Annotated in this window: 16 protein-coding genes; 9 read left to right on the top strand and 7 right to left on the bottom strand. The window is 33.6% G+C overall.

The window, feature by feature from the left end; genetic code table 11:
- The first annotated feature begins 71 nt into the window (after nt 1–71).
- Complete coding sequence (locus tag IWX80_RS04830) at nt 72–494, top strand: hypothetical protein (RefSeq protein ID WP_196852379.1); 423 nt, start codon at nt 72–74, stop codon at nt 492–494.
- Nucleotides 495–578: 84 nt separating this feature from the next.
- The gene (locus IWX80_RS04825; RefSeq protein WP_196852378.1) at nt 579–1,055 is read left to right on the top strand and encodes a septal ring lytic transglycosylase RlpA family protein; all 477 of its coding nucleotides are present in this window, start codon (nt 579–581) and stop codon (nt 1,053–1,055) included.
- Nucleotide 1,056: 1 nt separating this feature from the next.
- Here the strand turns inward: IWX80_RS04825 and IWX80_RS04820 are convergent, their stop codons facing one another.
- Nucleotides 1,057–1,524: a CYTH domain-containing protein gene (locus IWX80_RS04820; protein ID WP_196852377.1), complete on the bottom strand. Its 468-nt coding sequence runs from the start codon at nt 1,522–1,524 to the stop codon at nt 1,057–1,059.
- A 307-nt stretch (nt 1,525–1,831) separates the two neighbouring features.
- Here IWX80_RS04820 and IWX80_RS04815 point away from each other — a divergent pair, with 307 nt between their 5' ends.
- From IWX80_RS04815 to IWX80_RS04805, 3 genes are all read left to right on the top strand, one after another.
- Nucleotides 1,832–3,919, top strand: a complete 2,088-nt coding sequence (locus IWX80_RS04815) for a recombinase (RefSeq protein WP_196852376.1) — start codon at nt 1,832–1,834, stop codon at nt 3,917–3,919.
- Nucleotides 3,920–3,964: 45 nt separating this feature from the next.
- Nucleotides 3,965–5,047 carry a DNA polymerase IV gene (gene dinB, locus IWX80_RS04810; protein WP_196852375.1) on the top strand — a complete coding sequence of 361 codons (1,083 nt, stop codon included), beginning with the start codon at nt 3,965–3,967 and terminating at the stop codon, nt 5,045–5,047.
- Nucleotides 5,048–5,140: 93 nt separating this feature from the next.
- Nucleotides 5,141–5,656, top strand: a complete 516-nt coding sequence (locus IWX80_RS04805) for a PAS domain-containing protein (RefSeq protein WP_196852374.1) — start codon at nt 5,141–5,143, stop codon at nt 5,654–5,656.
- A gap of 53 nt (nt 5,657–5,709) precedes the next feature.
- Here the strand turns inward: IWX80_RS04805 and IWX80_RS04800 are convergent, their stop codons facing one another.
- The 6 genes from IWX80_RS04800 to IWX80_RS04775 all read right to left on the bottom strand — a co-directional run bounded on the left by IWX80_RS04800 (nt 5,710) and on the right by IWX80_RS04775 (nt 11,102).
- Nucleotides 5,710–6,480 (bottom strand): Bax inhibitor-1/YccA family protein, encoded by a 771-nt coding sequence (locus IWX80_RS04800; RefSeq protein ID WP_196852373.1) that lies wholly within the window; start codon nt 6,478–6,480, stop codon nt 5,710–5,712.
- A gap of 164 nt (nt 6,481–6,644) precedes the next feature.
- Nucleotides 6,645–8,075 (bottom strand): pyruvate kinase, encoded by a 1,431-nt coding sequence (pyk, locus tag IWX80_RS04795; protein ID WP_196852372.1) that lies wholly within the window; start codon nt 8,073–8,075, stop codon nt 6,645–6,647.
- Nucleotides 8,076–8,080: 5 nt separating this feature from the next.
- A complete protein-coding gene (locus tag IWX80_RS04790) occupies nt 8,081–8,569 on the bottom strand; it encodes an IPExxxVDY family protein (RefSeq protein WP_196852371.1) in 489 nt (162 codons plus the stop codon).
- 114 nt (nt 8,570–8,683) lie between these two features.
- The gene (locus tag IWX80_RS04785) at nt 8,684–9,424 is read right to left on the bottom strand and encodes a ribonuclease III family protein (protein WP_113634187.1); all 741 of its coding nucleotides are present in this window, start codon (nt 9,422–9,424) and stop codon (nt 8,684–8,686) included.
- Between the two features lie 6 nt (nt 9,425–9,430).
- Entirely contained in the window at nt 9,431–10,684 is a 1,254-nt protein-coding gene (gene fabF, locus IWX80_RS04780) for a beta-ketoacyl-ACP synthase II (RefSeq protein ID WP_196852370.1), read from the bottom strand.
- A gap of 181 nt (nt 10,685–10,865) precedes the next feature.
- Nucleotides 10,866–11,102, bottom strand: a complete 237-nt coding sequence (locus IWX80_RS04775; RefSeq protein ID WP_007137004.1) for an acyl carrier protein — start codon at nt 11,100–11,102, stop codon at nt 10,866–10,868.
- Nucleotides 11,103–11,278: 176 nt separating this feature from the next.
- Here IWX80_RS04775 and purN point away from each other — a divergent pair, with 176 nt between their 5' ends.
- The 4 genes from purN (at nt 11,279) to IWX80_RS04755 (ending at nt 15,386) form a co-directional block, all read left to right on the top strand.
- Nucleotides 11,279–11,848, top strand: coding sequence for a phosphoribosylglycinamide formyltransferase (gene purN, locus IWX80_RS04770; protein ID WP_196852369.1), 570 nt, complete (start codon nt 11,279–11,281; stop codon nt 11,846–11,848).
- Between the two features lie 7 nt (nt 11,849–11,855).
- Nucleotides 11,856–12,335 (top strand): ribonuclease HI, encoded by a 480-nt coding sequence (gene rnhA, locus IWX80_RS04765; RefSeq protein WP_196852368.1) that lies wholly within the window; start codon nt 11,856–11,858, stop codon nt 12,333–12,335.
- Nucleotides 12,336–12,430: 95 nt separating this feature from the next.
- Nucleotides 12,431–13,354 (top strand): PfkB family carbohydrate kinase, encoded by a 924-nt coding sequence (locus IWX80_RS04760; RefSeq protein WP_196852367.1) that lies wholly within the window; start codon nt 12,431–12,433, stop codon nt 13,352–13,354.
- 133 nt (nt 13,355–13,487) lie between these two features.
- The gene (locus tag IWX80_RS04755) at nt 13,488–15,386 is read left to right on the top strand and encodes an amidophosphoribosyltransferase (RefSeq protein ID WP_196852366.1); all 1,899 of its coding nucleotides are present in this window, start codon (nt 13,488–13,490) and stop codon (nt 15,384–15,386) included.
- The last annotated feature ends 217 nt before the right edge of the window (nt 15,387–15,603 follow it).

Below are 15,603 nucleotides of genomic sequence, written 5' to 3'. Positions count from 1 at the left end.
TCATTTCAATTTGAAATGAGGGTTTTTTTATGCCTTTTTTTCTTATATTTGTTAAAACAAAAACATTATTTATGTACGATTTCATTCAAAAATTTCATTCGGGTTGGGCTTATTTAGCACTTTTAGTATTAGTGGTTGCAGTAGTTAATTCCTTTATTGGGATGTTTTCTAAAAAAGATTTCACTTCAACAGATCGAAAAATTGCATTGTTTGCCTTAATTGCAATTCACATTCAATTATTAGTTGGTATCATTTTATATTTTGTGTCTCCTTTAGGATTCGCTTCATTCGGACAAATGGCTGACAAAGCATTGCGTTTAACATCATTAGAGCATCCGTTAATCAATATCATTGCGATTGTTCTTATAACAATTGGTTGGTCTAAGCATAAAAAATTATTGACAAGTGAATCAAAATTTAAAACTTTTTCTATCTTTTACGGTCTAGGTTTAGTCCTTATTTTGAGTAGAATTCCATGGAATATGTGGTTATAAAAACCGAATAAAGCTCTAGAAATAGGGCTTTTTTTATCTGGGTATGGTTTTTGTTTTAATAGATTTAATTAATAGAAAATATTTATGAAAAAATCAATTACTTTATTTTTTTTACTTGCATTTATAGGCATACTAAGTAGTCAAAGTTCGACCAGACAGAGAACACTAGTCCAAAAAGACTCCATAAAAAAGAGTAAACTTGTATTGGAAACTCAAGATAAAAAAATTGACTCTTTAGTTAATGTATTAGGCATTTTCAAACCTTTCAAAAAAGAGGCGCATGCATCCTATTATGCAGATAAATTTAATGGAAGAAGAACTACCAGTGGTAGAAAATTTGACAATAATAAATATACTGCAGCTCACAAAAAACTCCCTTTTGGAACTAAAGTAAGAGTTACCAATGAGAAAAATGGCAAATGGGTTATTGTAGAAATTACGGATCGAGGCCCTTTTGTTAAATCCAGAGAAATTGATCTTTCCAAGCGGGCTTTTATGGATATTACTTCAAATAAGGGAAGTGGGGGAATGCTGGTAACTATAGAAGTAATGGACAAGTAAATCACCAATTTTTGAATGGATTTTTGCTCAAATAGGCATTGTAATATCGGATGTCACCTGTTACTTCTTTTCCTAGCCAATCTGGTTTTTCAAAGGTGTCGTTTTCAGAATCAAGTTCAATTTCTGCAACAATCAAACCTTCATTGTCGTTGTAAAACTCATCTACTTCAAATACATGATTGCCCTTTTTTATTTCAAATCGGGTTTTATCAATAACGCCTTTTTCGCATAAAAGCAATAGTGATTTTGCTTCGGATACAGGGATTTCTTTTTCCCACTCGAATCTGGACAAACCGCTGTCATTTGAGGCTCCTTTTATAGTCAAAAATCCTTTCTCGCCTTTTATACGAACCCTAACAGTGCGCTCCGGAACAGAACTTAAATACCCTTGCGCAATGTGATTTTTTGCGAAAGCTTCTCTCTTAAAGGAATCGTTTTTAACTAAAAATTTTCTTTCTATTTCAATCATTTTTTATAAATAAGCGCAGAAGTTCTCTTTTTCAATTCGCCTATGAGATTTCGTTTGTTTTTTTTCATTACGTCATGAAATTTTTATGTTTTAAAAATGTAGCTTTTTAGGTTATTTTTTTAAAATAAATCATTCTTTTAGTTTATGAATTGTGGTTTAATTTGAAATCCCATAATATTCAAAGGTATCAAATTTTTACTTTAATAGATTTCGATTATTGATTCTGTTTTTACAAGCCGTTATTTTATCAATAAGTTACAGTAGTTTGTTTTCCGATTTGTATTTTTACCAAAATTGAATGTAACTAATGAAGGCATTTTTCAAAGCAACCCCAAAGCCAACCATTGCTGGGCTTTTAACTGAGTTTTTTGGTGAAGCACAATCATGGCGTGATACAAATGATACTTTAGAGCCTCTTGTTGAATTAATTCGTTTAGTGCGACCTTTGAAAATTAAAAATGTACAAAGAGTAGATTTACAAGAGATCATTACTTTTTTGAAGGAGAATTATTCGTGTCGCAAACAGCTTTCCATTTACCTCAAAGAGATTTTAAAAGATAAAAAGTTTAATAAAATTCTCTCTGATGCTGCAATTCTTCAGGATGTAGATTTTATTTTTGAGGTCAAAAAAAGAATTTTTGCTAAGTTTTTACCTTATCAACCCCAGAAAGATACTTTAGAATATATTCTCAATCAAGTTTTTTATCTTGCGAACGATGGTATTTGGATTAACAAAATTCCATTAAGTCAGTTGGAAGAATTATACGATCTTTTGAGGTTTAAATCTATTTACGACAGTACAGAGCATAATTCTGTTTTATCTGAATTATTAACGGCCATGCATTTGATAACGCAACGAATCAGTGGTCGAGCGATGGAAACGGATGTAATCAAAATGGTACCGGAATTTGATGATCTTGAAAGTCCTTTTTCAGCTTTTGAAAAGGAATTATTCTTAATTGAAGAGCGGATTAGAAGTTCAGATAGACATTTTATTTTATCGGATGATTTATCGTATGCGCAGTTGTTAGTTTTGCATAAGCAATGCGAAGGTTTTGTGGAGAAAGCATTTCATAACAGTTCAAAGTACGGAATTTCACTTCGTGTAAACCAAAATTTATTGAAAATCAGGCAGCAATTAGAGCGCTTGAAATTTTTGATTTCGCTGTTGGTGATCAACAAAGAAAAAGACAAAAAAAATAACGGAATTATATTGGCATTGCGATTAATAAAATTCAATTGTTATAAAAATAATGTACGAAAATTTATTGGTGAAAGTACACAATTGATCTCTTATGAAATAACACAACATACTGCCAAGACGGGAGAACATTATATCACTGATAGTCGTAGTGAGTATTTTAAAATGTTCAGAACCGCGCTAGGTGGTGGTTTCATTGTGGGAATATTGTGTATTATTAAGGTTTTGCTTTCTAAGGCGGATACTAGCTTTTTTGGTCATGCTTTTTTGTATAGTATGAATTATGCATTTGGTTTTATTGCCATTTATCTACTAGGTTTTACTTTGGCTACAAAACAACCGGCAATGACGGCTTCTGCATTGATTAGAGCATTAGAGGAAGGCGTTCTGAAAAAAGGAAAAGATGCTGAAAAGTATAAAGCCTTTGCCATTCTTTTTGCTCGCGTTTTTCGCTCACAGTTTATTGCGTTTGTTGGAAACGTGATTATGGCTTTTCCAGTTTCATTACTCGGAATCTGGTTGATTGATCGTTTTTTACATTACAATATTGCTGCCACTAAATGGGAATCTTTGTTGATTGATTTGAGTCCAATACATTCGTTAGCAATTTTTCATGCCGCTATAGCAGGAGTTTTTCTGTTTTTATCCGGAATTATTTCGGGTAGCGTTGCAAATAGAGATAAACACAATCAGGTTTATTTCAGGATTACTGAACATCCTTTCCTGAAAAGAAATTTCGGAAAAACTAGAACTGTGAAACTGGCTAAATTGTATGAAAAAAGATGGGCAGGTATTATTTCAAATTTTTGGTTCGGAATATTTATGGGTAGTACAGCGTCAGTTGGGTTGTTTTTAGGATTAAATCTTGACATTCGACACATCACTTTTGGTAGTGGAAACTTAGCTTTAGCGTTATATGGAGCAAATTATGAAGTGAGTGATTCCATGTTATTTTGGGGTATTTTTGGAATTGGAATCATAGGTTTAGTAAACTTTATGGTAAGTTTCAGTCTTTCATTAGGTCTTGCGTTCCGTTCGCGGGCTATTTCGTTGTTTGAGTTGCGATTTGTAACGGTTTCGATTTGGAATCATTTTAAATCGAGACCCATTAGTTTCTTTTTTCCCACAGAAAAGAAAAATAAATCAGTTGTAGTTGAAAATTATTTACACTCGGACGAACCAAAAAGTTCTTAGTGTGTAAAACATTCGAAATAAGAACGGTGTACCAATTCGTTTAAGATGCAGGAATCAATTCCAAATAGAAAAATTATACACGTAGATATGGATGCTTTCTATGCGTCTGTAGAGCAAATGGACAATCCATTGTTACGAGGGAAACCTATTGCGGTAGGTGGCTCAGAAAATCGTGGAGTGGTGGCAGCAGCAAGTTACGAGGCGAGGAAATTTGGTGTCAGAAGCGCTATAAGTGGAGTTATGGCCAAGAAGAATTGTCCGGAACTTATTTTCGTCAAGCCACGTTTTGACCGTTACAAGGAAATTTCTAGTAAAATTCAAAAGATATTTTATGAGTATACGGATTTGGTGGAGCCTTTATCGCTTGATGAAGCTTATTTAGATGTTACTACTAATAAAAAAGGAAATCCAAGTGCTACATTATTGGCGCAAGAAATAAGGAAGCGCATTTTTGATGAAGTGGGTTTAACCGCTTCTGCAGGCATATCCGTCAATAAATTTGTGGCAAAAATAGCCAGCGATTATAACAAACCCAATGGACAAAAAACGGTAAATCCAGATGAAGTGATTTCATTTTTAGAAGAATTACCTATTCGGAAGTTTCATGGTGTGGGAAAAGTGACCACTGAAAAAATGTACCAACTGGGTATTTTTACAGGTTTGGAATTAAAAAGTAAATCGTTGGAGTTTCTGGAGAAACATTTTGGCAAGTCAGGGTTTTTTTATTTTCATGTGGTCAGAGGCATTCATAACAGCGCAGTGAAATCAGATCGAATCACAAAATCAGTTGCTGCAGAACATACTTTTGATGTCAATCTTTCGTCTGAAATTTTCATGATAGAGAAATTGGAAGTGATTGCGACTGCATTGGAGAAAAGGTTAAAAAGGTATGCTGTGGCTGGTAAAACAGTGACATTAAAAATAAAATATAGTGATTTTTCGCAGCAAACCAGGAGTAAAACCTTACCATATTTCATTTCAGATAAGGCATTGATTTTAGAAATTGTAAAGGAATTATTGTATCAGGAACGCATGAAAGATTCCGTCCGTTTGCTCGGAATTTCATTGAGTAATTTGAATACTGAGGAAAAAAAGTTTGTGGTCGTGCAATTAAAATTTGATTTTTAATTAATTTTTGATCGTTCAACAATGGTTAAAGTCGGAAAATTGTTATTTTATCGTTGTAAATAAAATTACTTTTGGTTTTTAAATCGATATATCATGAATAATTTTAGACAATATGAAGATGCTATTGCGATGTATCACAATGGTTTAAATGTGAAAACACCTCCAATTTTTTGTTGGGATTTTCACAATGAATTTTTGACTGCAGTAAAGAGCTTTTTTCAGGATTTAAATAAACTAAATTCAATTGCTTCGCAAAACAAATGGATTCAGAATAACTGGGATATAAAAAATAGTCTCAAAGAGGAAGTGATAATTGTTACTGATGCTAAATTGAAGATTGTTTTTGCATCCCACAACATTGTAAAAATGAATGGTTATGTAGAAGCGGAGGTTTTGGGTAAAAGTCCAAAAATGTTTCAAGGCGAGGCTACTAACCAAATTACCTCAAATGAAATTCGTAAAGCTATTGTTGAGCAACAACCTTTTGAGAAAATTGTAATGAATTACAAAAAGAATGGAGAAGTTTATGCTTGTTTGATAAAAGGATTTCCTGTTTTTAATACTAAAGGTGATTTAAGTCATTATATCGCTTTTGAGAAAGCTGCATAAAAGAAAAAACCTTTCAATTTCTGAAAGGTTTTTTCTTTTTTTAATGTAGTGGATTAGCTTTTACTGTTTAACTTAGAAAGCAATCTTAAAAATTCTATATACAACCAAACCAGTGTAATCATTAATCCCATAGCGCCATACCATTCCATGTACTTCGGCATTTTTTGTTCAGCTCCTTTTTCTATTCGGTCAAAATCTAAAAATAGATTTAAAGCAGCAATAACAATAACAAAAATACTGATTCCAATGCTCATGATGGAGTTTCCATAATGCACAGGAACAAAACTCGTAAACATAGAAAATACCCAAGAGATAAGGTAATACGTTGCAATAGCCAAAGTTGCAGCGACTACAACTGATTTGAATTGTTCCGTTACTTTAACAATTTTATATTTATATAATCCCAGACAAACCATAAAAGTCACAAATGTTGCACCTACCGCTTGAATTACTATTCCAGGATACATTGCTTCGAATATTGCTGAAATTCCGCCGATAAATAATCCTTCAAATAAGGCATATCCGGGAGCTAAATAAGGAGAATATTGTGGTTTGAAAGCAGCAATAAGAACTAAAACTAATCCAACGACAGCACCGCCAATTGCAGGAACCAAAGGATTCATTCCGTTAAAAGTCAACCACCAGATTACAGTTGCAGAGGCGGTAAGAAGCAAAAATAAGATTAAACTTTTATTGATTGTTCCTGATAAAGTCATCTCTTGGTTGTAATCAATGACGGTAGCTTGATGCACTTGCTCATTTTTTGAAACTGCAGTGGAAAAACTTTTGTTATTTAAAAATGGATTTTTAGAATTAAAACTCATAATTATTGTATTTTTTTGTTCTACCAAATATAAATTTTATTTGACATAAGACCGTGTAATTATTCCTAATTTTTTTTTGATTAATCTTAAAATGTCTTTAAAACAAAAAATCTGTCTCATTTTTCAAACGAGACAGATTTTTAAATTATTTTCAGTAGCATTTGCTATTCAATTTCAGATACTCTCAAGGTGTTAACCATTCCTTTATCTTTGATAGGCATAGCTGCTAAATTGATAAGGAAATCTCCTTTTTGTACAAAACCTTTTTGTTTTACAATTTCATTAATATCCGTTACGGTATCATCTGTGCTTACATCTTTAGTGTACATGAAAGATTTTACTCCCCATAATAAATTAAGTTGGGTAAGGATTCTTTTGTTAGATGTAAAAACTAAAATGTGTGCATTAGGTCTCCAAGCTGAAATTTGGAAAGCAGTGTAACCACTATTTGTCAAAGTACAAATTGCTTTTGCTTTGATGACGTTTGCCATTGTCGCAGCGTGGTGACAAATTGTTTTAGTGATAAAACGTTTTGTTTTTATTTGAGGTGTGTTTTGTGGCACTTGGATTAGCGGAGAATCTTCTACAGCTTCAATGATTTGCGTCATTTTTTGAATAACTTGTACTGGATAATTACCGGTAGCTGTTTCTCCAGAAAGCATTACTGCATCTGCACCATCCATAACAGAGTTGGCAACGTCATTTACTTCTGCACGGGTAGGTGTAAGTGAAGTAATCATTGTTTCCATCATTTGCGTGGCAACAATAACTGGAATACGAGCTGTTTTAGCTCTGCGAATCAATTCTTTTTGAACTAAAGGTACTTCATGAGCAGGAAGTTCAACTCCTAAATCTCCACGAGCAACCATTAAAGCATCACAATACGCAACAATTTTGTCGATATTTTCTAATGCTTCCGGCATTTCTATTTTGGCAATAATTGGAATTTTATATTCAGAGTGTTCTGCAATTAATTCCTGTAGATCTTGTAAGTCTCTTGGTGTTTTTACAAATGATAAAGCAATCCAGTCTACATTTTGTCCAATGGCAAAAATAGCATCTGCAATATCTTTCTCAGTCATTGCCGGAAGAGATATTTTTGTGTTTGGTAAATTAACTCCTTTTTTAGATTTCAATTCACCACCTTGAATAACTCTTGCTAGAACTTCTGATTTTTTATCCGTCTCAACGATTTCAAAAATAAGTTTTCCATCATCAAGCAAAATTCTTTCTCCAGGATTTACATCGTTTGGAAAGTTTTGGTATTTCATGAATACTTTCTTAGCCGTTCCAAGGATGTCTTCAGCAGTTGTGAAAGTAATTAAGTCACCGTCCTGTACTACAACACCTTCTTCCATAACTCCTACACGAAGTTTAGGACCTTGTAAATCGCCAAGGATTGCTGTAGTATAGCCAAACTCTTCGTTTAGACCTCTGATAATGTTTATCTTTTCTTTTACATCTTCGTAATCAGCATGCGAAAAATTTACTCGGAACACATTCACGCCTGCGTCAATCATGTCTTTAATGATTTCTCTTGTACTACATGCAGGCCCAAGTGTGGCTACAATTTTAGTTTTTTTGTTTGTAAGCATTTGTATTAAAAAATTAAATTGTTTTTAGATTTGATTTGATTTGTATCTACGATATAAACAGTTGATATGCTGTCTATGGTATTTAATAGGAGCTGAATTTTGGATACATCCATAGCATCGTCATTGTTTTCTATTTTTAAAAAATAGTCTACTTTTTTAAACTCAGGAAGTAAAAAGACTTTTGTAGCCACTTCCATTGTTACGTCCGAAAATAGATTTTGAGTATTTCCTTTTTTATATTGGACAACCTCGTTTTTATTTTGAATTAAATTCCAAGTAATGGTACTTTCACTATCATTATAATAAAATCTGGAAAAATTAGTCTCTCCTTCTTTTATATTGATTTGAATTTCATTCTCACTTTTACTTAGGTTTATAGGCAGCTTTTGATTAATAAAAAATGCCAATCGATAGTCTTCTAAGGAAGTATGAATTGCAATAAGATAGTAATCTATTTCGTCAAATTCGCCAAGATCCAGTTTATGAATAGCCATTTCATGAAAAAATAAGATGTAAATATAGTATTTCTAACGAAGTATAAGCCCCTCAAAACGTGTTGTTTTTGTTAATTTATGAACGAAAACGATATAGTTTTATTAAGATTGGTATTATTTCCTATCCATTTTTTCTTGAAATGCAAAATAAGCGCGTTGGGATGCTTTTTCTTCTGCCTTCTTTTTAGAGGTTGCTCTTGCTTTTGCAATTACTTTATTATCTATGCTCAGTTTTACACCAAACAACCGTTGTCCGTCAATGGCATTGTCTTCAAAAATATCATAATGGAATATTTTTTTCTCTTTCTGACACCATTCTATAATCAGACTTTTATAGCTGATTACTTTTCCTTCCAGTCTTGCAATATCTACGTAAGGAACTATAACTCTTTTTTGAATGAATTTTTCACAATAAACGTAACCTCGGTCTAGGTAAATTGCTCCGACTAATGATTCAAAAATATTACCATGAATGTTTTCGCCAAAATGCTGAAGTGGCACTTTGCTTTCTATATATTGTACTAAATTTAGGTCTTTACCTAATTCGTTCAAGTGTTCTCGGCTAACAATTTTAGAGCGCATTTTAGTCAAATAACCTTCGTCTCCTGCAGGTGCTTTATTGAATAAATGAGCAGCAATAACAGAGCTTAACATTGCGTCACCCAAAAATTCTAAACGTTCGTAATTGATTGGATTTCCTAAAATATCGAGGCGATTTGAGGAGCGATGGGTGAATGCTTTTTTATAAAAATCAAGATTTACGGGTGCAAATCCTAAGATTTTCTGAATAGAATCAAAAAAAATCCCGTCTTCTGTAGAACGGGATTTTGAAAATATTTTTCTGATTATACGCATATATAATTAGATTTCTAATTTTTTAACCAATACACAAGCATTGTGACCTCCAAAACCGAAAGTATTACTCATAACAACATTCATATCTCTTTTCTGAGCTTTATTAAATGTAAAGTTTAGTTTAGAATCTATGTTTTCATCATCCGTAAAATGATTGATTGTAGGCGGTACTATTCCATGTTTCAATGAAAGAATCGAAGAAATTGTTTCGACTGCTCCGGCTGCCCCAAGTAAATGGCCAGTCATGGATTTAGTCGAATTTAAATTCATTGTGTATGCATGTTCACCAAAAACATGCAATATTGCTTTAGATTCTGCCATATCACCAAGTGGGGTTGAAGTTCCGTGCATGTTTACACCATCAACATCGGTTGCTTGCAAGCCAGCATCTCTTAAACAGTTCAACATTACGTTTTTAGCGCCTAATCCTTCAGGATGCGGTGCAGTAATGTGATATGCATCAGCTGACATTCCGCCACCGCCTACTTCACAATAAATTTTTGCTCCACGGGCTACAGCGTGTTCGTACTCTTCCAGCACTAATGCACCAGCTCCTTCGCCTAAGATAAAGCCATCACGGTCTTTATCCATTGGTCTTGAAGCAGTTTTAGGGTCATCATTTCTGGTAGATAAAGCATGCATGGCATTGAATCCTCCCATTCCTGCTATAGTTACTGCTGCTTCAGATCCTCCAGTTATCATGGCGTCTGCATGACCTAATCGGATGTAGTTGAAAGCATCAATAATAGCATTTGTGGAAGAAGCACAAGCTGAAACAGTAGTGAAGTTTGGACCTCTAAATCCGTATTTTATAGAAATATGGCCACCGGCAATATCCGAAATCATTTTTGGTATAAAGAAAGGATTAAATTTTGGTGTACCATCGCCGGCTGCAAAGTTCAACATTTCAATTTGAAACGTTTCTAATCCGCCAATTCCTGAACCCCAAATAACCCCAACTCTGTCTTTGTCTAATTTTTCGAAATTAAAACCAGCATCAAGCACAGCTTCATCAGATGAAACCATTGCATATTGTGCATAACGGTCCATTTTTCGAGCTTCTTTTCTGTCTAAAAAATCTTCAGCATTAAAATTTTTCAATTCGCAGGCAAATTGCGTCTTAAATTTTGAAGCGTCAAAATAGGTTATTGGAGCGGCACCGCTAACCCCGTTAATAAGTCCGTTCCAATATTCTTCAATGTTATTTCCAATAGGTGTAAGAGCGCCTAAACCTGTTACAACAACTCGTCTTAATACCATAAATTCTTTATTTTTGTTATCTTTAAACAAATAAAACCCATGCTTTCTTTACTGTATTACTATTACAAAAGAGCCATGGGTATTACAATAAATATATTTTTGATTGAAATTCAATCTCGAATTTAATTTTAAAAAAAATAATAACACCCGCTTACAAAAATGCAAACGGGTGTGTACTTTATTATTTTTTAGCTTCCTCGATGTAAGAGATTGCTTGACCTACAGTAGCGATGTTTTCTGCTTGATCGTCTGGAATTTGGATATCAAATTCTTTTTCGAATTCCATAATAAGCTCAACAGTGTCTAATGAGTCAGCTCCTAAATCATTAGTGAAGCTTGCTTCTGTTACAACTTCGTTTTCGTCAACGCCTAATTTGTCTACGATAATCGCTTTTACTCTTGATGCAATGTCTGACATAATCTTTAATTTTAGAATTTAATTTGTTGGCAAAAATAAAAAACTTTATTTTAAAACAACTATTTAGTTAATAAATGTGACATCTAATTTATGAAATTTATTTTAACAAACCCGAGACAATGTTATTTATTTTCATTTTTTATGCCTTTTTTTGTGCAATTAAAACATGCTAGGTTATGAAAAAAATTGTGCTTTTTGCTTCTGGATCGGGTACTAATGCTGAGAATATCATAAAGTATTTTGTACAATCTAAACTGGGAACCGTAGCAGCGGTTTTCACAAACAATCCAAATGCCAAAGTAATTGAAAGAGCAAAAAAGTATGGGGTTCCAACACAAATTTTCTCAAAAGAACAGCTTTTTGAAAGTGAAGTATTACAAAAAATAAACGTAATTCAACCTGATTTGATTGTTTTAGCTGGTTTTTTGTTGAAATTTCCAGAAAATATCATTGCAGCCTATCCGGATAAGATAATAAATATTCATCCTGCATTGTTGCCAAAGTATGGTGGAAAAGGAATGTATGGCATGAATATTCACAATGCAATTGTTGCCAATAATGAAAAGGAAACCGGAATTACCATTCATTTTGTAAATGAAAATTATGATGAAGGAAATATTATTTTTCAACAAAATGTTGTTTTAGGGGGTGATGAAACACCGGAAGGAGTAGCTGCAAAAATACATGAATTAGAACAAAAATATTTCCCAACAGTAATTGAGGGAATTCTAAATCAAAAATCCTAATTCATAAATGGAACACGACGTACATATATACACTGATGGCGCTGCCAAAGGGAATCCTGGAAATGGCGGTTACGGAGTGGTGATGGAATGGGTAGGGAAACCGTATAAAAAAGAATTCTATGAAGGTTTTCGCCGAACGACCAATAATAGAATGGAATTGCTGGCCGTTATTGTGGGTCTTGAAAAGTTAAAAAATCCGAATACCAGAGTTTTAGTGGTTTCTGATTCTAAATATGTAGTTGATTCGGTGGTTAAAAAATGGGTTTTAGGTTGGGAAAAAAAAGGATTTGTTGATAGGAAAAATTCCGATTTGTGGAAGCGTTTTCTGGTTGTTTACAGAAAACATAAAGTAGATTTCAAATGGATTAAAGGGCATAATAATCATGTCCAAAATGAAAGGTGTGATGAATTAGCCGTTATGGCTTCGATGCAAAAACAACTTTCTGTCGATGCTTTCTATGAAAAAGAAGAGGCAAAGTTGTTGTGATTCAAGGGAATAAATTGGCAAAACTTTACGCTTTAGACCCTTTGCAACTTTACAACTTATAAACTATCTTTGCCCCTTAATTCGAAACGTATATAATGAATAAATTATTGATTGTTGGAACAGTAGCTTTCGACGCAATTGAAACTCCATTTGGAAAAACGGACAAAATTTTAGGTGGTGCAGCAACTTATATTGGTCTATCCGCTTCTTTTTTTAATGTACAATCAGCTATAGTTTCTGTAGTTGGTGACGATTTTCCACAAGAATATTTAGATTTATTAACCTCAAGAAATATAGATATCTCTGGGCTAGAGGTAGTACAAGGTGGTAAAACTTTCTTTTGGAGTGGTCGTTATCACAATGACTTGAATTCTAGAGATACACTTGATACTCAATTAAATGTTTTGGCTGATTTTCAACCAAAAGTTCCTCAAGACTATAAAAATGCCGAAATAGTAATGTTAGGAAACTTACATCCATTGGTGCAAAGCAGTGTTTTGGACCAAATGGAAACACAACCTAAATTGACAGTATTGGATACTATGAATTTTTGGATGGATTGTGCGTTGCCGGAATTGATGGATGTAATAAAACGTGTAGATGTAATAACCATCAATGATGAGGAAGCAAGACAACTTTCTGGAGAATATTCTTTAGTGAAAGCGGCAGCAAAAATTCAAGCGATGGGACCTAAATATGTTGTAATTAAAAAAGGGGAACACGGAGCACTTATTTTTCATAATAAAGAAGTTTTCTTTGCGCCAGCTTTACCACTTGAAGAAGTTTTTGATCCAACAGGAGCAGGAGATACTTTTGCGGGAGGATTTGCAGGATATTTAACGCAGAGCGAAAATATTTCATTCGAAAATATGAAAAATGCAATTATTCAGGGATCGAATTTGGCTTCCTTTTGTGTGGAGAAATTTGGAACCGAAAGAATGCTCGATTTAGATAAAACAGAAGTAGTGTCCAGATTGCAACAATTCAAATCACTGACACAATTTGACATAGAATTATAATATATGGAAACCTCGGAAACGGGGTTTTTTTGTTAAATAAAATTAGCAGGGAATTACATCTGATTTATCATTTTTTTTTTAGATCAGTTCAATTTATTTTTTAGAATAACACAACAACACAAACAACCTTACAATGAGCGATGCTTTAAAACACGAGTGTGGTATAGCCTTGATTAGACTACTTAAACCGCTTGAATTTTATAAAGAGAAATACGGAACAGCTTTCTACGGAATACAAAAAATGTATCTTCTTATGGAAAAGCAGCACAATCGCGGGCAAGACGGAGCAGGTTTTGCAAGCATAAAATTAGATGTGGAGCCGGGAGAACGCTACATCAGTAGAGTTCGTTCGAATCATGCGCAACCTATTCAAGATGTTTTTGCCCAAATAAACGATAGAATAAATGAGGAAATGGCTTCTCATCCGGAATATGCTGACAATGTTGCTTTGCAAAAACAGAAGATTCCTTATCTAGGAGAATTGTTTTTAGGGCACGTTCGTTATGGAACTTTTGGTAAAAACAGTATAGAAAGTGTTCATCCTTTTTTACGTCAGAATAACTGGATGCACAGAAACTTGATTTTGGCTGGAAACTTTAACATGACAAATGTTAAAGAGCTTTTTCAAAGTTTAGTGGAACTGGGTCAGCATCCAAAAGAAATGGCAGATACCGTTACCGTAATGGAAAAAATTGGTCATTTTCTTGATGATGCAGTAACTGATTTGTACCAAGAGTGTAAAGTAAATGGATTGACAAAAAGAGAAGCATCACCTGTTATTGCTGAAAAACTTGATGTTGCTAAGATTTTAACTCGAGCTTCTAAAAACTTAGATGGAGGATATGCTATGGCAGGACTTTTAGGTCATGGTGATTCATTCGTATTTAGAGATCCGGCAGGAATACGTCCCGCTTATTTTTATCAAGATGATGAAATAGTAGTTGTGGCTTCAGAAAGACCGGTAATCCAAACCGTTTTTAATGTTCCTTTCGAAAAAGTTCAAGAAATTGAGCCTGGAAACGCATTAATTATCAAGAAAAACGGAACGGTTTCTATGCAGGAAATTCTTCCGCCAACGGTTAAAAAAGCATGTTCTTTTGAACGAATTTATTTCTCCAGGGGAAGTGATGCCGAAATATATCAAGAAAGAAAAAATTTAGGAAAACTTATTTTGCCTGCGGTTTTAAAGTCAATAGACGAAGACACTGACAATACGGTTTTTTCTTATATACCAAATACTGCGGAGACTTCGTTTTACGGATTAGTGGAAGCAGCTCAAGATTTTTTGAATCAAAGAAAGAACAATTATATTCTGCAAAATAGAAATACCTTAACTAAGGAATCGTTGCAAGAGTTACTGTCGGTGAAAATACGTACCGAAAAAGTAGCTATTAAAGATGCTAAACTAAGAACCTTTATTACGGAAGATAGCAGTCGTGATGATTTAGTGGCTCACGTATATGATGTTACTTATGGTGTTATTAAACCAACAGACAATTTAGTTATTATTGATGACAGTATAGTTCGAGGTACAACCTTGAAAATGAGTATTATCAAAATGATGGATCGTTTGAATCCAAAGCGAATAATTGTTGTTTCATCAGCACCACAAATACGCTATCCGGATTGTTACGGAATTGACATGGCTAAATTGGAAGGTTTAGTAGCTTTCAAAGCAGCATTAGAATTGCTTAAAGAAAGAAACTTATATCATATAGTTGATGAAGTATATGTAAAATGTAAAGCACAGGAAAACTTCAAGGACAGTGAAGTTGTAAATTACGTAACGGCAATATATGAACCTTTTCAACCACAAGAGATTTCAGATAAAATTGCACAAATGTTGAGTTCACCGGAGATAAAAGCCGAAGTGAAAATTATTTTCCAAACGGTAGAAGATTTACATATTGCTTGTCCTAAGAATTTAGGAGATTGGTACTTTACCGGTGATTATCCAACACCTGGAGGGAACCGCGTAGTAAACCGAGCATTTATGAATTTCTATGAAGGAAAAGATGCCAGAGCATACTAATAATTGAGTCTATGGGTTTTTAATCGGTTTTCTAAGTTGTTCATCTAATTTATTTGGTGGCAACGAACAACTACTATAATTTTGACTCACCATAACATTAGTAGGTTAAGTTTATGGTAGATTTGGGGCAAAAAGGGTGGAAGAGATTCCACCTTTTTTATTGGAATAAAGTGAGGTAAAAAGAGAATAGAAGAAAGAGAATAGAAGAAAGAGAATA

The organism is Flavobacterium sp. CAN_S2 (genome assembly GCF_015752255.1).
GTDB lineage: Bacteria > Bacteroidota > Bacteroidia > Flavobacteriales > Flavobacteriaceae > Flavobacterium.
The sequence above is the reverse complement of the archived record's forward strand: the minus strand, read 5'-3'. Positions and strand labels throughout refer to the sequence as shown.